Annotated in this window: 17 protein-coding genes; 7 read left to right on the top strand and 10 right to left on the bottom strand. The window is 63.3% G+C overall.

Features of this window, described 5'->3' with window-relative positions; all coding sequences use genetic code 11:
- Position 1 precedes the first annotated feature (1 nt).
- Positions 2–727: an MOSC domain-containing protein gene (locus VKT51_04055; GenBank protein ID HLJ83337.1), complete on the bottom strand. Its 726-nt coding sequence runs from the start codon at positions 725–727 to the stop codon at positions 2–4.
- A 95-nt stretch (positions 728–822) separates the two neighbouring features.
- On the opposite strand from VKT51_04055, the gene VKT51_04050 reads away from it, so the two are divergent.
- Positions 823–2,883, top strand: a complete 2,061-nt coding sequence (locus VKT51_04050) for a hypothetical protein (GenBank protein ID HLJ83336.1) — start codon at positions 823–825, stop codon at positions 2,881–2,883.
- Between the two features lie 55 nt (positions 2,884–2,938).
- Here the strand turns inward: VKT51_04050 and VKT51_04045 are convergent, their stop codons facing one another.
- Together VKT51_04045 and VKT51_04040 are read right to left on the bottom strand one after the other, a co-directional pair.
- A complete protein-coding gene (locus tag VKT51_04045; protein HLJ83335.1) occupies positions 2,939–3,349 on the bottom strand; it encodes a cupredoxin family copper-binding protein in 411 nt (136 codons plus the stop codon).
- 73 nt (positions 3,350–3,422) lie between these two features.
- A complete protein-coding gene (locus tag VKT51_04040) occupies positions 3,423–4,643 on the bottom strand; it encodes an MFS transporter (protein ID HLJ83334.1) in 1,221 nt (406 codons plus the stop codon).
- A gap of 56 nt (positions 4,644–4,699) precedes the next feature.
- Here VKT51_04040 and VKT51_04035 point away from each other — a divergent pair, with 56 nt between their 5' ends.
- Positions 4,700–6,310 carry a peptide ABC transporter substrate-binding protein gene (locus tag VKT51_04035; GenBank protein ID HLJ83333.1) on the top strand — a complete coding sequence of 537 codons (1,611 nt, stop codon included), beginning with the start codon at positions 4,700–4,702 and terminating at the stop codon, positions 6,308–6,310.
- Here the strand turns inward: VKT51_04035 and VKT51_04030 are convergent.
- The 3 genes from VKT51_04030 to VKT51_04020 form a co-directional block, all read right to left on the bottom strand.
- Entirely contained in the window at positions 6,300–6,557 is a 258-nt protein-coding gene (locus tag VKT51_04030) for a hypothetical protein (GenBank protein HLJ83332.1), read from the bottom strand. The two genes, VKT51_04035 and VKT51_04030, sit on opposite strands and share 11 nt — an antisense overlap.
- Entirely contained in the window at positions 6,554–7,765 is a 1,212-nt protein-coding gene (locus VKT51_04025; GenBank protein ID HLJ83331.1) for a branched-chain amino acid ABC transporter substrate-binding protein, read from the bottom strand. The genes VKT51_04030 and VKT51_04025 overlap by 4 nt, the downstream gene beginning before the upstream one ends.
- Positions 7,766–7,951: 186 nt before the next feature.
- The gene (locus tag VKT51_04020) at positions 7,952–9,352 is read right to left on the bottom strand and encodes a TIGR01777 family oxidoreductase (protein HLJ83330.1); all 1,401 of its coding nucleotides are present in this window, start codon (positions 9,350–9,352) and stop codon (positions 7,952–7,954) included.
- A gap of 36 nt (positions 9,353–9,388) precedes the next feature.
- Between VKT51_04020 and VKT51_04015 the strand changes: the two genes are divergently transcribed.
- From VKT51_04015 to VKT51_04005, 3 genes are all read left to right on the top strand, one after another.
- Positions 9,389–9,925, top strand: a complete 537-nt coding sequence (locus tag VKT51_04015; GenBank protein ID HLJ83329.1) for a YbhB/YbcL family Raf kinase inhibitor-like protein — start codon at positions 9,389–9,391, stop codon at positions 9,923–9,925.
- 87 nt (positions 9,926–10,012) lie between these two features.
- On the top strand, positions 10,013–11,101 hold the full coding sequence (locus VKT51_04010; protein HLJ83328.1) for an endo-1,4-beta-xylanase: 1,089 nt from the start codon (positions 10,013–10,015) through the stop codon (positions 11,099–11,101).
- Between the two features lie 98 nt (positions 11,102–11,199).
- The gene (locus VKT51_04005) at positions 11,200–12,033 is read left to right on the top strand and encodes a DUF72 domain-containing protein (protein ID HLJ83327.1); all 834 of its coding nucleotides are present in this window, start codon (positions 11,200–11,202) and stop codon (positions 12,031–12,033) included.
- Between the two features lie 5 nt (positions 12,034–12,038).
- Here VKT51_04005 and VKT51_04000 read toward each other — a convergent pair whose 3' ends face one another.
- Positions 12,039–12,335: a hypothetical protein gene (locus VKT51_04000; protein ID HLJ83326.1), complete on the bottom strand. Its 297-nt coding sequence runs from the start codon at positions 12,333–12,335 to the stop codon at positions 12,039–12,041.
- 65 nt (positions 12,336–12,400) lie between these two features.
- On the opposite strand from VKT51_04000, the gene VKT51_03995 reads away from it, so the two are divergent.
- Together VKT51_03995 and VKT51_03990 are read left to right on the top strand one after the other, a co-directional pair.
- Entirely contained in the window at positions 12,401–12,892 is a 492-nt protein-coding gene (locus VKT51_03995; GenBank protein HLJ83325.1) for a GAF domain-containing protein, read from the top strand.
- A 177-nt stretch (positions 12,893–13,069) separates the two neighbouring features.
- Positions 13,070–14,065 (top strand): hypothetical protein, encoded by a 996-nt coding sequence (locus tag VKT51_03990; GenBank protein HLJ83324.1) that lies wholly within the window; start codon positions 13,070–13,072, stop codon positions 14,063–14,065.
- Between the two features lie 21 nt (positions 14,066–14,086).
- Here VKT51_03990 and VKT51_03985 read toward each other — a convergent pair whose 3' ends face one another.
- The 3 genes from VKT51_03985 to VKT51_03975 all read right to left on the bottom strand — a co-directional run bounded on the left by VKT51_03985 (position 14,087) and on the right by VKT51_03975 (position 16,844).
- A complete protein-coding gene (locus tag VKT51_03985; protein HLJ83323.1) occupies positions 14,087–14,356 on the bottom strand; it encodes a DUF6582 domain-containing protein in 270 nt (89 codons plus the stop codon).
- A gap of 78 nt (positions 14,357–14,434) precedes the next feature.
- Positions 14,435–14,914 carry a peptide-methionine (S)-S-oxide reductase MsrA gene (gene msrA / locus VKT51_03980; GenBank protein HLJ83322.1) on the bottom strand — a complete coding sequence of 160 codons (480 nt, stop codon included), beginning with the start codon at positions 14,912–14,914 and terminating at the stop codon, positions 14,435–14,437.
- A 70-nt stretch (positions 14,915–14,984) separates the two neighbouring features.
- A complete protein-coding gene (locus tag VKT51_03975; GenBank protein HLJ83321.1) occupies positions 14,985–16,844 on the bottom strand; it encodes a copper amine oxidase N-terminal domain-containing protein in 1,860 nt (619 codons plus the stop codon).
- Positions 16,845–16,950: the final 106 nt, after the last annotated feature.

Here is a 16,950-nt window from a genome sequence, read left to right as displayed (position 1 = left end):
ATCACACTTTCACACCTTGTGCTTGGTCCGGCTCGCTCTGTCCCTCGGTGACCGCGACGTCGTCATCGACGCGCACTGCACCGGGTTCGACGACTTTGGCATAGACCCCGAAGCTTGCGTTGTGCTTTTGCGCGACCAATCTAAGGAACGAAGGATCGACCGCAAGCGTCTCGGGTTCGACCGTCGTGAGGACGCACCGTACGCACGGTGACACGACTTTGAGCGTAGCCTCTCCTATCTTCATATATCGGCCCACCCAGGCTTCTTCTTGAAATGGTCGGTCGCCGGCCACGAGCACGTTCGGGCGGAAGCGCCGGGGGTCCACGTCGTGTCCCCATTCTGCTGCGAGTTTGGCCACTGAAGCCGCGTTGATGACGAGAACGTCCGCATCGTCGTGATTGCCGCCACTCGGATCTTCCGTCACGGTGAGCTGCGAACCGGTCTCGGCGCTCACACGTTGCGCGAGCGCTGGATCGGTCGCAGCCAGGAGGCTGCCGTCCGGCGCCGCGATCACGACCGATCCGTCTACAACCCTCGCTGCGTATCCGAGCATGGCTAGGTGTTGGCGCGCGGTCTCGAGCTGTCCGAGGCGATTCGACCCCGGCGTTTCGTCGCGGAACGCAAAACGCCGATCGAATGGCATGCCGCCGAGCTCCATGCGCGCGGCGGTCAGCGCCTCGCCGCGCATAGATTTGAATGGGTAGCGCCAGAGGTGCGTGACGCGCATCGCCGCTTATTTCCGCAAATGCGCGCGAAGGGCCTCGCCACGCTGCGGTCGTAGCGCGGCGTATGCGCGTGGCGTATCGTGGCGCTTTCCGTTTCGTGACTTTCGCGCTCATCGTCATCGCGCTTGCGGCGGCGCTGCGCGTCGGCGCCGCAGCGAGCGGCATCGGGGTGCCATATCCGGAGACGACGCTCGCACTGCCCACCGGCGCATTTTTACATATCCAATCGTTGCCGCTCGGGATCATGCCCGGCTCGATCGTCGGCGATGCTTCGACTGATCGCAGCGGTTCGCGCGCGGTGTTCGTCGCGGTGTTCGCCGGCGCCGCGCTGTTCGGCGATCCCGCGCGAATGAACCCGAGCCAGGCGTTTCTGTTGGACCTCCGAACGCGCAGACTCACACAGTTGACGTCGGATGGACTCGCGCAAAGCGCGCGCTTTACCGGCGCGAATTCCATTTCGATCCGCGATGGCGATGTCGACACCAAGCTGACGCTGGATGGCGGCGGCGCGGAATCCGGCACGTTTTCATCGCCCGATCGCCGCATGTCCGCCGACCAGACGCTCGCCGGCGAGATGAGCGATGTCACGCCGGCTGATTCGGATCGAGTGAGCGTCTACGTGCGGGCCGACGGCAAATACGTGATCCGGCAGATCGGCGCGCACCGGCGAGTGGAAGGCATCGCCGCGAACGGTTCGTTCGTGTTGCTCGGCGAGAGCATTGCGTGGGTCGATTCCAGCGCACAGCGTGCCCCGCGCATTGCGCGCGCGGGCGCGATCGACGCGCTAGCGCCGCACTTCGACGATGTCTTCGGGCGCCAGCTTTCGCCTATCGCACCGCTCGGGAGAACCGTCTATCAAGGCGCGTATCGCGATGGCGTCGCGTACTTCGTCTTCTCGTATGGGCTCACACGCATCGTCGCGGCGACACGAGACTTTGTCAAATACTCTTATCCGTTACGGCCATCGGACCCGGCGTATTCGGTGGGCGACGGTTTTGGCGCGCTTTCGAACGCGCATCTTTACTTCGCGTGGCCCGAAGGTTTAGCGCTCACTGTTCAGCGGTCTGGGACCTACGTGACGCTTCCCTTGACGTTCCCATCCGGGTACAGCGACGTGCAGCCGTTGATCGCTGCCGTCGAATCGAAGGGCCAGATTGATCTTTGGCCCGCGCTCCAGCCTGACACGGATGCGCTTGACGCGGCCATCTTGCAGTGGCGCGTCTATCCAGCCGGCCCCGCCGACGGAATGCACTGGATCGCGTCATACCTCGGGCACGTCTATCTCGGCGATGTTCGAGGTCGATTCATCCGTGCCCGCGCGCCCGCGTTTCCGTTTGCGGTCCTTTCTCGATCCGACGACGGCGCGCTTTGGGGCGCATCCTCTGTCGACTGCCATGCGTCCGCGAGCGCGTGTTCCGATCGCGCGTTGCTCTGGTCTTCGCACGACGGCGTGCAATGGCGCGTGCGGTATTCGCTTGACGGATCGCCGGGCGCGGTCGGTGCGACGGCCGGGGATCTATGGGTGGCCGAGACAAGACCGATGGACGGCGTGGCGATGATTTGCGTCGCGCCGCTCGCCGGCGACGCAAGTCCGGCGAGCTATGCCACCGGCGCGACGTATGCGGGCGAGCAGCTATTCCTTGCTGCGTTGCCGGCCGGAACATTTCTGGTCTGGGGTTCGACACCGGGTCGCGCCGCCGGCGCGGAAGGTTCGCTATCGGCCTTTCGTTTGGATCGCTCTCTCCTCGCCGCCGTCGACGACAACGGCCTAAACGCGTTCTCCCGACTTCGGCGCGCGAACAGTGCGCAGAATGCGTTTGATGGTTTTGGCGACGCGTCCATGCTCGATTCGACGGTCGCCGAGTTGCAAAGCGTTTCCGGCGTTCATCCGGTGCTCGCGACGGACATCGCCGACCCGATCGTACCGCAGGGATTGATACTTCGTACGATCTCCGACGAGACGCGTTGGGAAGCGGAATTTGGTTCGCAGCCCGCTCCGCTCGGGATCGTGTCCGCGCGGCCCGAAGGCGGAGGCGCGGTCGTCACGCGCGCGGTCTGGCGCGGTCCTCTAAGCGGACACGGAGCCACGGAGCTTTGGCAGAAGGACTCCGGCGGCGTGTGGCGCCGTGCCCGCACGATTCGTTCCTGGGTCTTGTGATGTAGGGCGGACCTTTATGGTCCGCCGGCGGGCCATAAAGGCCCGCCCTACATCTCTAATAACCGCTCGTGGGAGCCGGGGTGGCGGCGGTAGCCGTCACGATTACCGTACCGGTCATGTTCGAGTGATACGTGCACACGTACGCGTACTTGCCGGGTTTCGTGAACGTGTACGACCAGGATTGATTCTGATTCAAATTCCCCGAATCGAACGAGTTGTCCGACGCGGTGGCGGTGTGAGCCACGCTGTCCGTGTTCGTCCACTTCACAACGGTCCCGGCCGTGACGGTGATCGTCTGTGGCGAGAATGCATAGTTGGCGATTTTGACCGCCACCGCCGATGACGATGGCGCAGGCGTGGAACTCGACATCGCGTCTGTGCGGCCGATCGCAGCGGCGCTCGCGAACGCGACCGCGAGCGCGGCAAGAGCGACAATTGAGCGGATTGATCGGTGACGTGCTGACATGTGACTCCCCTTTCGATTGACGAACGATTCGGCGCCGAGTTTCGGCGCTCCGTGCCGAAACCGATCCGCGTTTTCACGCACGTTTCAGCGTCCACACGACCGGCGCGACGAGCGCGATACCGGCCAAACACACGACGCCGGCGGATCCGAAGGCAGCCAAGGGACCGGCGATCTGCCAGAGCGCACCGGCACCGGCGCTCGAGACGAAATCTCCGACGCCGTTGACCGCCGCAAGCACGCCAAAACCTGTGCCGCGCGTTGCGGCCGGCAACAGTTTGGATGCCAAGGTCGCCTCCATCGGCTCGATGATCGATCCGGCGATCGCCGCCACTGCGAATGCGATCGCGATGCCGACGAGGGACGTCGAGGCAAACGCGAGGATCGAGCAGACGATCGCGAAGAGGGCGAAAGCGACGACGAGCAGCCTCCCGACGCCGAGCCGTTCGCTCGCCACGCTGAGCGGGTATGACAATGACGCGCTGATGACGTTGTGTCCGAGATACAGGCCGCTTGCATAGACGAGCGCCGGTCTGATACCGACGACCGGCGTCAGCGCGTGGATCGCGGCAAGAACCAAAAGCGTCGTCGAGAAATTGCCCAGCCCGAACACGCCTGCGCCGATGACGTAGCGTTTGAACGCAGGCGGCATGCCCGAAACCGCGAGATGAAGCGGAGCACGCGGCGGAACCGTGCGCGGGCGCTCTCGCACGAAGAAATACGCAGCGCCTGCCAGCACGCCGGGAATGAATCCGGTCGCAATCGCCGTCGAGACCGCGACGTGGTGCGCCAACAGGATCATGGCTGTCGCCGGTCCGATCACCGCACCGACCGTATCGAGGCCGCGCTGAAACCCGAACGCTCTGTTGACGAGCTTGGGATCGGTATCGTCGACGATCAGCGTGTCGCGGATCGGACTGCGGAATCCGCGCGCGAGCCACGCCGCAACGCGAAGGAGGCCGACGCCGAGAATCGAGTGAGCGAAGGCGATGGCCGGCATGAAGACGCCGACGGCAAGGTAACCGCCGCCGGCCAGAACACGCCGCTTCTTGCTATGGTCGGCCAGCTGGCCGCCCCAAAGCTTGAATCCAGCGGCGAGCGCATCCGCCAATCCCTCGATTGTTCCGAGCGCGAGCGCGCCGCCGCCGAGCGAAGCGATAAAAGCCGGCAGCAGCGGAATGATCGACTCATAACACGCGTCGGACAGCAGGCTGGCGATCGAGACCGCCATGACGGTCGGCGTGAGCCACGTCGTGCGTCGTTTGATTGAAGGTGCGCTCCGCTCGCCGTCACTCATGGGGCGCCCTTCGTGCGCAAAAAGAGGCCCGCCTCCCCTTCTCGAAGCTGCGTCACGTGCGTCGTTGGGCGGCCTCCATGCTCGTGTTCGCGGCGCTCGGATTTTCCGCGTGCTCGCTTCGGTCGCAGCCGCCGGCCGCGCAAGGGCCCAAGGGCACGATCGCCTTCAATCTGTCCGAAGATCCGCATAGCCTCGATCCGATCCTCGCGCAGAACGACGACGAGCATCAAGTCGCGCGCCTCATGTTCGATGTCTTGCTCGACGTGGATGATCGAGGCGCGCTCGTGCCGTCGCTCGCGATCGCCGTTCCGACGAAGGCGAACGGCGGCGTCAGTTCAGACGGGCGTACGATAACCTACCGACTGCGGCGCGGCGTGCGCTGGCAAGACGGCGCGGCATTCACATCCCGCGATGTTCGCTTCACCTGGCAAGCCATCGTCGATCCGCGCAACGATGTGCCGTCCACCCACGGCTACGATTTGATCTCCGCGATCGATACGCCCGACCCGCTGACCGCCGTCGTGCACTTGCGCCATACATGGGCACCTACGGTCGCCACCTTCTTCACCTACGGCACGACGCCGATGGAGATTCTGCCCGCCCATCTGCTCGAAGGCAGGGGTTCGTTGCGCGCATCGGAATTCAATACTCATCCGATCGGAACGGGGCCGTTCAGACTGACGTCCTGGACGCGCGGCGAAGGCTTGACGCTCGCGCCGAACCGGGACTATTTCCGTGGGGCGCCCGCGGCGCGAGGCATCTGGGCGCGCGAAGTGCCGGACACGAACACCGATCTCATCATGCTTCGCGGCGGACAGCTCGATTGGTCGTTGCTTTCTCCGGCGCAGCGTCTAGCGTTGGGCACAGCGTCCGATCTGCATATCGTCTACGCACCGTTCGCCGGCTTCGGCGCGATCGCGTTCAACTGCCGGAAGGCTCCGTTCGACGACGTGCGCATGCGCCGCGCCGTTGCGATGTCCATCGACCGATCGCGTATGTCGGCGGGGATAACGGGCGGCCAATATCCGGTCACCGACAGCGACCAGCCGCAATTCTCGTGGGCTTACGACGCCTCGGCACGATTGCCGCGCTTCGACCCGCAAGCGGCGGATCGAATACTGGACTCGCTCGGCTGGAAGCGCGGACAAGACGGGCTGCGGCGGGATCGCGGCGGCACGCCGCTCGCCCTTGTCTTTGTCACGTTTCCTGAAGGCGACACCGCGGTTCGCACCGCCGAGTACGCGCAAGCCATGCTGCGCGACCGCGGCATCGTCGCGGAGATCAAGAAGATATCGGTCGCGCAATTCTATCTGCCGCGAAGCGAAGGCGGGCTGCTGCTGACGGGAACGTACGACATGGCGTACATCGCGTGGCGCACCGGTGCGGATCCCGACGACTCGGGTATCGACACATGTCACGGCGTCGCGAACTACGCGGGCTATTGCAACGCCGAGGTGGACGAGCTCGAAGACCGAGCGCTCGTCGGAACCACGCAAAGCGAACGGAAAGCGCTCTACTCGCAGATCCAGCACATCTTAGCGCGCGACGTGCCATACGATTTTCTCTATGCGCCGCGCTACGGATATGCGGCCCAGCCCTCGCTGGCCGGCCTTCGGCCAAGCCCGTTCTCAGCCACCTGGAACGCATGGCAGTGGGTCAAGCACTGACGTCAACGCGCGCAAACACGCCGCTTTCGGCGTCCACAACTTTCAGCAAGCCGGTTTCGGTCAGCGCATCGAGCAGCTGACGAGTGCGCTTCCGATCGTGTTTGTTCGGCATGCCCTGCCAGAGCATCGCGATCTCCGACACGGTCACGGGTCCCTCGCGCGCGATGATGTTGCGCTCGATGAACTCGACCGTGAAGCCGAGTTTCTCGATGGTGGGAACGAGCGCCGAGAGCGCGTCGCTTGTCATAGCTTCGTGCGCTCTTGGGAGAGAAATACATACTTTCCGCCGCGCACGATCCACATGCTCACCACGGGCGTCGTGATGTCGCCGGCGCGATCGAAGGCGACGGGCCCGATCGGGGTGTCGGCCACGGTGCTCTTCGCGATCTCGGCGACGACTTGTGCGCGCGTGGGCGGCACGCCGCCGTTGCGCGACATGAGAGACCGAATGGCCTCGATCGCTGCTTGCGCCGCGGCGTAACCGTTTGCGCTGTACGTTCCGAGCAGTTGGTTCGGAAAGCGCGTCGCGTACTCTGTCAAGAATGAGCGCGCGCTCGGCATGCGCGACAATTCGGGTGCGCCCTCGGATGCGTACGTGCCGTCGGCTGCGGCGCCGCCGGCCTGCAAGAAGCCCGGATCCTTGAGGCCGTCGCCGCCCATGAACTTCGCGTTGATGCCGAGCTCCAGCATCTGGCGACGGAGCTTAGCGCCGCCCGTGCTCACCACGCCGCTGTAGAAGATAAGATCCGGCTTCGTGGAGGCGACGGACGTGAGCAGCGCGATGAAGTCCTGTTGCGCTTTGGCGAAGTGCGCACGGTCGATGACGACGCCGCCGAGCTTGCGAAACGCCGGTATGAACACGTCGGCAAGCCCTTTGCCGTACGATTCGTTGTCGTCGATCACGTAGACGCGGCGCGCACCCAGCGCGTGGTACGCAAAATCCGCGTCGGCAGCTCCCTGCATGTCGTCGCGCATCACGGTTCGGAAAAATGTGTGGAGGCCGGGGTTCGTCTGCCTGAGTTCGCGTGCGCCCGATGCGTCGTCGGTCAAGCTGATCGAGGTCGCTGACGGCGAGATGATCGCAAGCGACGCTGCGTTTGCGACCGGGATCTCCGCACGCGCGACATTGGAGTTGCCCGGACCGATGACGGCCAGCGCCTTCTGGTCTGAGATGAACGATTGGATATTGAGCGCGCCTTGTTCGGGGTTATGGACGCCCCCTACGGAATCGTCGGTGGTCTCGAGCCGGATCGTGTATCCGTCGGGCAATCCGCGCTTGTTTTCGTCCTCGACCGCCAATACCACGGCGTTCTGCGTCGGGACGTTGGCGGCTGCGTCGATGCCGCTCGTGGGGAAATCGGCCCCGATGACGATAGTTTTCGTCCCCGGGCCGCCGGCGTGAAAACCGCATCCGGCCAGTGTCGAAAAAACGACAAGCCCTGCAACTATCTGCAACTTCCACTTGTCACACGAGTATATGCGTATGTAACTCAATCAATCACCCCGGCTAGGCCGGACGAGGAGAACCAAATGGTGACGCACATTCTAGCAGCAAATGTTCGACCGACGGTCATCTCGCCGGCAGTCGAAAAGGGCGCGTTCGAAGGCTGGGGCGTGCGCATCGGTTAACGCCGCAGTACTTCAGGAGAACAACTCGGATATCTTGTGCCTGCGATAGGCCCAGATGTCCGAGAGCTCGTGGCGCACGGACGGCAACGCGATATCGCTCAGCGGCGCCCACGGCAGAGAATAACGAACTTCGTCGCGCACGATCGTCCCACCCGATTTTCCGACTTCGAATCCGTGGCGATGCCGCCACAACGCGTACGGACCGCGCACTTGGTAATCAACAAAACTAGACCCGGCTGTTAGCCCGGCGATCAACGTCCGCCACTTCATCCGCAATCCGCCGACCCGCACCGAATAATCGATCGTCGCACCGCGCGTCAGTTCGGTCGGCGGGTCGACAATCACGATCCTCAGCTTCGGCGGCGTGACCTGCGGCAGCTTCGACGCATCGGCGAAGAACCGCCACACGTCCTCGATCGGCCGCGGGATGTACTGTTCCGCCCGCAACTCATGTGTGGCGGGTTTTTTGTTCGTGTTCGGCGCGAGGACGTCGAGCATCGCCTCCTCGAGCGATTCATGTTCCCAACGAAATCCGAGATCCATCGCCTTCGCGGGTAGGACGAGCTGGCTCGCGAGCACCGCATCGGCAAATTCGCCTACGACGAGCTTGAGGCCGAATGGAGGGACCGGCGCGAGCGCAGGGCGCGAAATCGCATGGCCGAGCGCTTGGACGAACCGTGCATTCGTGGCGACATCGGGTGACACGGCATTGAGCGCGCCGCTGACTTCCGGGTGATCTATCGCCCAAAGGAACATCGCCGCGATGTCTTCGAGATGGATCCAAGGGAACCACATGCGCCCCGTTCCAAACGGTCCACCGACGAACGCCTTGAAAGGGGGCAGCAATTTTCGAACTGCGCCGCCGTCGCCCAAGACGAAGCTCACCCTCACTTTCGCCACGCGCATGCCGAGCAGCAGCGCGACGTCGGCCTCGTTCTCCCATGCTTTGCATACGCCGGCCAGAAAGTCGTCGCCGGGCGGCGACGACTCCGACAACACTTCGTCACCGCGCGAGCCGTAGAAGCCGACCGCCGATGCGCAGATGAGAACCGGCGGTCGTGCGATATCGCATTTCGCGAGTGTGCTGACGAGGTTGCGAGTCCCGACAACCCGCGAGTCGAAGATCCGTCGCTTCTTCTCTTCGTTCCAACGCCCGTCAACCGTCTCGCCTGCCAGATGGACGACAGCGTCTAGGCCTTCGAAGAGCTCGGGATGCGGTTTCGTATCGTTGGGATCGAAGCGCGCGGTTCTCACACCCTGCGGCAGGTCGTCTATGGAGGCGGACCGACCGAGGGCGAGAACGGCATCGCCGCGCTTAGCAAGCGCCGCCACGATTGCCCGGCCGACAAACCCCGACGCGCCGGTCACCGCGACTTTTTTCATCTTCCCAAGATACCCGCGGCGAACAGGCACGACCTGCCCGCAGATGTAATGGTCGCCGGCATGAATATGCTGATCGCACTTCTCGCCGCGTCTTCGATGATGACCGCGCCGTTCTCGCTCACGAGCGCCGGCTTTCAGAATGGCGCGGTTCTGCCGACCTCCTACGAATTCAACGGCATGAGCTGCACGGGCCACAACGTGTCGCCGCCGCTGCATTGGAGCGGCGCGCCTTCGGGCACGAAGAGCTACGCCTTGACGGTGCACGATCCCGATGCCAAAGCGCCCGGCGGATGGTGGCATTGGGTCGTCTTCAACATTCCGGCGTCAGTCGATGGGATCAAGACCGCGGCTGGCAGCGGTGATTTTTCCGCCGCGCCGGCTGGAACCGTGGAGGGCACGACGTCGTTCGGCAAACCGGGATATGGCGGCCCGTGTCCGCCCGTGGGCAGCGGCATGCACCACTACATCTTCACGCTCTATGCACTTGACGCGGCACTGCTGCCGGGCGCGTCGAAATCCACCACCGGGCCCGAGCTGACAGACCTTCTCAGCAAGCATCTGCTTGGCAAAGCCACGCTGGTAGGGCTTTTCTCACGGCCTTGAACCCCGTCCCATTCAGAGGATTCGGAACGACACCACGCCGTGTATCGTAGAAATATTGTATAACGATACAACTGCGAGGGCACGCTAGTGAGACGACGGACTTTCATCACCGCTGCTGCGGCAGCACCCTTCTTTGCGCAGGCCGCGCTTGCTGACACCACGACGCTGCGGTCGGCCGCTGCGTCGGCTGGGATCGTGTACGGCGCGAATGCGCGCGACTATGCGCTCATCCAGCAATACCCGGATCTTGCAAACCTCATGGCGCAGCAGTGCGCGCTCGTCGAATCCGGTCACGACTTTCAATGGGCCAACGTACGCCCGAGCCCAACTTCCTTCAATTTCTCGCAAACCGACGCGTGGATGGCGTGGGCGCAGAGCAAGGCGCTCAAAGTCGCGTCATGCCACCTGATCTGGCACGGCGGTCAACCGAAATGGCTGAAGCACTATCTCACGCCGCAGAATGCGCGTCAGATGCTGACGAACCATATCTCGACCGTGGTCGGCCGGTACGCAGGTAAGACGTACTCGTGGGTCGTGGTGAACGAGGCAATTCATCCAGGCGACGGCCGGCCCGACGGTCTGCGAACCGACTCGTGGTTCCAAAACGCCGGCCCTGATTATATCGATCTCGCATTCCACACGGCCGCACAGGCGGATCCGAACGCCATTCTCATCTACAACGATGACGATATGGAAACGGATACCGCATCCGGCGTTCGAAAACGCAAGTTCGTCCTCGATCTCCTTCAAGGCATGAAATCACGAGGCGTGCCGATCCACGGCCTCGGCATGCAGGGGCATCTCCAGGGCGACTCTGACTCGTTTGTTTCGCCAGGGTACGCGACGTTTCTTAACGACGTCGCATCGCTCGGGCTAAAGCTCTTCATCACCGAGCTTGATCTCATCGATATCCGTCTCGGCAACGACAACGCGACGCGGGATAACGTCTCCGCAAAGATCTATGGCGGCTTCCTCGGAACTGCGGTGCAGAACAAGGCCTTGACCACCGTCATCACGTGGTCGCTCGCCGACAAATACAATTGGCGAAACGGTTGGGATCCGAACGGCTCTGCGAGGAACGGCGTGGTGCGCGGCTTGCCGTTCGGCTCAAATCTTGAACCGACGCCGGTCTTCGATGCGATGGTCTCCGCCTTCAGGGGCGCTCCAAAGCGCTAGATTCATGTAGGGCGGACCTTTACGGTCCGCCGGCGGCCCATAAAGGGCCGCCCTACATTCCATAAGGCGAAGAATCCGCGCGCGACGAAATCGACCGCATGATCCGAGTCGGCACGTGCGGCTTTTCCTATCGCGAATGGGTCGGCCCGTTTTACCCGCGCGGCGTATCGCAGTCGGATTTCATCGCTTACTACGCCGAGCGCTTCGACACGGTTGAGATCGACAGCACGTACTACGCCACCCCCGGTCCGGAGCTGTTCGAACGCCTCGACCGGCGCACGCCGCCGACGTTCCGATTCACGGTCAAGGCCCCGTCGGCCATAACTCACGTTCCGGCCGAGGCCGAGCCGGCCGAAGATGAGGCGGCGCGGTTTGCGGCGTGCATCGAGCCGATCAGAGCCGCAAGGAAACTCGGCGCGATCCTCGCTCAATTCCCCAACGGTTTTCGTCCGTCGCCGGCCGCGTACCGTCGCATCGAAGCCTTGCGCAAAGCGTGGCCGAACGCGCCGATTGTGGTGGAGTTTCGCCATCGCGACTGGCAAAGACCCGACGTTCTGCGGCGTCTGGCCGCGCTCAACCTCGGCTGGTGTAACGTCGATGAGCCTTCGCACGACACGCTCTTGCGTCCGGGCGCGCAGGTGACCTCCGACGTCGGCTACGTACGCTTTCACGGACGCAATGCCGCGGCATGGTGGCATCACGACAAGCCGTCGGATCGCTATTCCTACTTATACAACGACGCGGAATTGGCTGAGTGGGTGCCGCTCATCGAGCAGGTCGCCGACAAGACACGCGAGACATATGTCTTCTTCAACAATCATGCGAACGGTCAGTCCGCGGTCAACGCGCGGCAAATGGCGGCGCTCTTGGACGTCGCTCTCGCGGTGCCGGCGGTGAGCGCAGTCGACCCGCGATTGAAACTCTTCGATTGAGCGGATCAGTTGTGCGTCTGTTCGATGTTCTCGAGATAGCGCGCGGCACGCGCGACGCCCGGATCTTTGCGCAACCCACGCTCGAGGTCGGGATACATCTCCGGGCCGAATGCTGGTTGGCAGTCGCCGAAGAAATGATCGTCGATGTTCCAACGGAGGAATCCGTTCTTCTGCCATTCCGTCATGAGGATGACTCGACCGGATGGCATGGTGAAAGCAATGCCGCGCGGTTTGGGCGCATAGTTTGCGCGAGCCGCGCGCGCGACGTCGGCGATCCAGGCAAGCGTATCTGCGACAGCCACATCGCAGAGTTCTCGTCGACGTCGCGCAAGCACCTTGTGGAATCGCCGGTCCGGGAGAGAACGACGTGAAGCTGGTCGCCGGCACGCACTGGCCCGAGATCATCGCGCAAATCGAGGCGAGCGCGGCGAAGGAAACGAGTCTTGCGTCGTTTCAGCAAACAATCGTGGACACGCTCGTGGCGCTTTCGCCCGATTGTGCGTGGGCCGGCTTCTACATGCTCGATCCACATGACGATCAGATGCTCGTCCTCGGGCCGTACAATGGAGCGCCAACGCCGCACGTCCGGATCCCGGTCAACTCCGGCATCTGCGGCGCGGCCGTCGCGCTCGATGCGACGGTCATCGTCGACGACGTCAACAGCGACGCGCGCTATCTCGCCTGTTCGCTCGAAACGAAGTCGGAGATCGTCGCGCCGATCCGCGTTCACGGCAAACCCATCGGCGAGATCGATGTGGACAGTCACCGCCTCGCCGCGTTCGATGCAGAGGACCGCCGGTTCTTCGACAAGATCGCGCTCATCGTCGGCAAATTCATAGCTAGTCGCCAGTCGGAGTGACGTCGAACAGCGTCGTTCGTTAACGGTCGCGCCAAGTGTACTGACGGGTAGCGACCGTGCTGCAAGGCCGGCCGGGCAATCGGCCGCTGCGCGACGTTGAGACGCATCACACATTCCGTGTCGAAGGGGAACGGGCGCCGGAATCCGCCGGATGCAGCGTCGAATTGCGCGTGTGCCATGAAGAGCGATTTAATCGGCCGCCGTTTGGCTTTCGTCTTGTGCAGCGTGCTGCTGGCGTCAAGCGGTTGTTCCGGCGCCGGCAGCGGAGTCGCGCTTGGTTCGGGCCAGTTAGGCGGCGTTGGCCCCGATCACGTGCCCGTGATCGGCGGCTGCAAGGTGTTCCCGCGAACGGATCCGTGGAACACGAACATCTCGCAGTACCCCGTGGATCCGCACTCAGCTCAGTATCTCGCCAACATGAATACGGGCGCCCATCTCCATCCGGACTTCGGATCGAATCCGACGTACGGGATTCCATGGACCACGGTTCCCGCCAACCAACCGTTCTTGCCCGTCTCGTTTGACGATCCGCAGGAGAGCAATGCCGGTCCGTATCCGTTTCCTCCAAACGTGCCGATAGAGGCCGGCAGCGATCGTCACGCCATCGTGATCGATACCGGCACGTGCGAGTTGTACGAGACGTACGCGACCACGTATCTCGGGCCGCCGCCGTCAAACGGCTTCCATGCATACTCCGGTGCCGCGTTCTCGTTCGCCAAAGCGAATCCGCAGCGCACGGATGGTTGGACATCGGCAGATGCAGCAGGGCTAGCGATTCTTCCGGGCCTCGTGAAGAAGTCAGAAGCGGACACCGGCACGATTTCGCACGCATTTCGGTTCACGATGAGCCGGACGCAAGCGGCGTTTATCCATCCGGCCCAACACTGCACGTCGGGATATCCGCACGGTCAGTACCCATATTATCCGCCCATGGGTTTGCGGGTGCGTCTCAAAGCGTCGTACGACATCTCGGCGTTGACGGGAGACGCGCGCGCGATCGCCCAGGCGATGAAGACGTACGGTATGATTCTCGCGGACAACGGTTCCGATTGGTACTTCACCGGAGAGACGAATACGAACTGGAACGACAACAATCTCAACCAGCTCAAATCGTTGCCGGCAAGCGCGTTTGAGGTGGTCCAGACCGGCGCGGTGGTGACTGGATACTGCTGATCGCCGGCGGGCGCACCGCTGTTAGTCGGAACCGATGTCGCGCCAAGTCCGCTCTGTGACGTTGACGCCGTAGTACCGCGCTGCGGTCTTGATGTTGTCGAATGCCGCATCGCGTTCGGCGTCTGACATGTGGCGTACTTGCTTGAAGCGGGCAATGGCGCTGCGGACGTGCTTTGCATCCGTCAATGGCTCCGCCCGCTCGGCCGGAAACGCGAACGCGGAATCGGGCAGCCGAGCTCGCGGCGTTGCCGGATCACCCGTGAAAGGGCGCCAGGTAGAGCTAATTTCCATAGGTACCTCCGTCCGAAATCTAACACGAACGGAGGTGATTCCCCGGCATGCGCGCGGCTGACTAGCCCACGCGGCAGACTAGCCTATGCGGTGACAGGCGGCCCCGCCGCCTTGTTTTTCGAAATAGCGCTGGTGATATTCTTCAGCGCGATAGAAGGGCTGCGCCGGTTCGATCTGCGTGACGACTTTGCGTCCCGCTCGACCCGATGCGGCAAGCGCATCGCGAGATGCGACGGCTGCCTTGGCTTGCTCGGGCGAATGTGTGAAGATGACCGACCTATATTGCGAGCCGACGTCGGGGCCTTGACGATTCAGGGTCGTCGGGTCGTGGATCTTCCAGAAGACGTCGAGCAGTTGATCGTACGAAACCTTCGACGGATCGAAACTGAGATGGACCACCTCGGCGTGATTGGTGTTGCCTTCGCAAACTTGGCGATACGTCGGATCGGCCGTGCGGCCACCCATGAAACCTACGGCCGCGTCAACAACGCCGGGCACTTCGCGAAACGCCGACTCGACACCCCAGAAGCAGCCCGCACCAAATGTTGCCTGTTCCATAGTGATTTCTACGTTCGAAGGCGTCGTTCGGATTACCCCGCCGCGATGATGCAGGGCGGACGCACTTGGTTCAGGGCGTTGTCGGCGTCGACGCAGGGCTGGGAGCCGGCGCCGGCCTGGTCGTTGGCTTTGGCGTGGGACGCGGCGTGACGATAGGGTGGGGCGCGGGCAGCGGCACCGGCGGCGGCGTGGCCAGGACGCGCGGCGTCGGCATGGGCCGCGGCGCGGATGTCGACAGAAGTCGCGGCGTCGCGATAGGTCGCGGCGTCGCGATAGGTCGCGGCGTCACGATAGGTCGCGGCGTCACGACAGGTCGCGGCGTCGGCGGCGGCCTCGGGGCCGCGGGCTCCGTCGGCGGCAAGCGCATGATCGGCAGGGGTTTGATGGGCGACGGCCGCTTCGCCACCGGCTGCGCGCTCGGGATGCTGACCGGAACGCGCGTGAGCCGCGCGGCGGCGATCGTGCCGGACGCGAACGCCGGTCGACGAACCACGGGCTGGTTGCGCGCCGTCGCCGTGGACGCGACGAATCGTAATCCCGTGCCCTGCCGCGCGTGAGCCGTCTGGCCGTTCGCGCCGTAGTAGGTCACGTCAAAATTGACGGGCCAGAGATTGATGCCTGGCGGTACGGTATACGAACCGACGTAGTAGCCCGGCATTCCGCCGACCTGAGAGAGATATACCGATCCAGGCAGGCCGACGAAGTTCGCGATCGCATAGCCGCCGGGATAGCCCTGCAGCACCATCGTGATGATGCTTCCCGGCCCAAAGGTTCCGAACTGTAGCGGCGAGACGGAGTAGATCGGGTAGCCGGCATTGCCGAATCCGTTGCCGGCGTTCGAACAGCATGCGCCGCCGTAATACGCGTACTGATACGAGGGCTCGACGAAGAACGACCAGTCCGACGAGAACGGAATGCCTGCTACGTCGCTGCCGTAGACACCGACTCTATGCCAACCCGGTACAAGAGGATAGTACGGCGTGAAGTAGATGCTGCGCGAACTGACGCCGCTGTAGCTCGTCACGTCGGAGTCATCGAGGAACACGCGAAGCGAATTCGCATCGACCGCCGGGCCACCGTGGTCGTCGATCGCCGCTGATATCGCCGGCTGGCCGATAAACGTGCGTTCACCGCTCGCCGGCGCCGATGATACGACGCTCGGCGATCGTCCGACGATAGAAAATGTCGTGCTCGATGCTGCGTACGCCGTATGGCCTTCGAGCGACAGGTGGCCGTACGCGTTGACGCCTGAGACGTTGCGGCCCGCGCGCACGATGTAGAATCCGGTATACGTGCCCCGCGAGATCTCGTGCATCTCCACGCCTGCGGCGACGCCGGCGAGATCGAACGAAGCCGAAGCCCCCGGCGTGCCGATGATCGAGACTTGCAGGACGTCTCCCGTGACCAGCAGCTGCTTGCCGTGAGTATCCACGGACATCGACTTGATCGCGGGAATACTTCCGGTTGAATCACCGGGTCCGGGCGCTGCGCCTGGAACGCCGCTCAGCATCACGCCAACGACGTTGCGCACTTCGTCGAAGCTCACGTCGGCGCCCGACGCTTCGGCGATGAAGCGGAGCGGCACCATGGTGCGGCCGTTCCGGACGATCGCAGGTTCATCGAGCCACACCGTATTGCCGTTCACGTCCGCGCGCTGACTGAAGATCCGCAATTCGATGGTAGAATGCGGGCGAGCGACGATCACGGTCTTCGACGGAGCGTCGAACATGACGTAGCCGCCGAGCGCGGTGAAGACCGCGCGCATGGGCACGACGACGCGGTGCTGTTCGACGAATGGTGCGACATCGGAGTTGACCATCAAGCCGTTCACGGCGATCCGGGTTGTCGCGGCTGAATCGGCGGAAATGGCCGACGGCAAGAAAGCCGTCAGCCAAAAGGCGAAAAGCAGCAGGCTCGAAGAGATCCGCACAGGGTCATCCTCCAGTAGATCAACGTTTCCGTCTAGCGTGAAGTTCCCTCGGCGGCTAGGACTGTACGCCCAGGGTCCGCTGCGTGGAGGTCCCAACTTGGCGCGA

This window comes from Candidatus Eremiobacteraceae bacterium (assembly GCA_035295225.1).
Taxonomy (GTDB): Bacteria; Vulcanimicrobiota; Vulcanimicrobiia; order Eremiobacterales; family Eremiobacteraceae; genus JABCYQ01.
The sequence above is the reverse complement of the archived record's forward strand: the minus strand, read 5'-3'. Positions and strand labels throughout refer to the sequence as shown.

Excerpts from the sequence above, each read along its gene's own strand:
- VKT51_04045 (HLJ83335.1), bottom strand. The coding sequence starts at position 3,349 with ATGTCAGCACGTCACCGATCAATCCGCTCAATTGTCGCTCTTGCCGCG.
- VKT51_04005 (HLJ83327.1), top strand. The coding sequence starts at position 11,200 with ATGATCCGAGTCGGCACGTGCGGCTTTTCCTATCGCGAATGGGTCGGC.
- VKT51_04055 (HLJ83337.1), bottom strand. The coding sequence starts at position 727 with ATGCGCGTCACGCACCTCTGGCGCTACCCATTCAAATCTATGCGCGGC.
- VKT51_03985 (HLJ83323.1), bottom strand. The coding sequence starts at position 14,356 with ATGGAAATTAGCTCTACCTGGCGCCCTTTCACGGGTGATCCGGCAACG.
- msrA (HLJ83322.1), bottom strand. The coding sequence starts at position 14,914 with ATGGAACAGGCAACATTTGGTGCGGGCTGCTTCTGGGGTGTCGAGTCG.
- VKT51_03990 (HLJ83324.1), top strand. The coding sequence starts at position 13,070 with ATGAAGAGCGATTTAATCGGCCGCCGTTTGGCTTTCGTCTTGTGCAGC.
- VKT51_04040 (HLJ83334.1), bottom strand. The coding sequence starts at position 4,643 with ATGAGTGACGGCGAGCGGAGCGCACCTTCAATCAAACGACGCACGACG.
- VKT51_04030 (HLJ83332.1), bottom strand. The coding sequence starts at position 6,557 with ATGACAAGCGACGCGCTCTCGGCGCTCGTTCCCACCATCGAGAAACTC.
- VKT51_04015 (HLJ83329.1), top strand. The coding sequence starts at position 9,389 with ATGCTGATCGCACTTCTCGCCGCGTCTTCGATGATGACCGCGCCGTTC.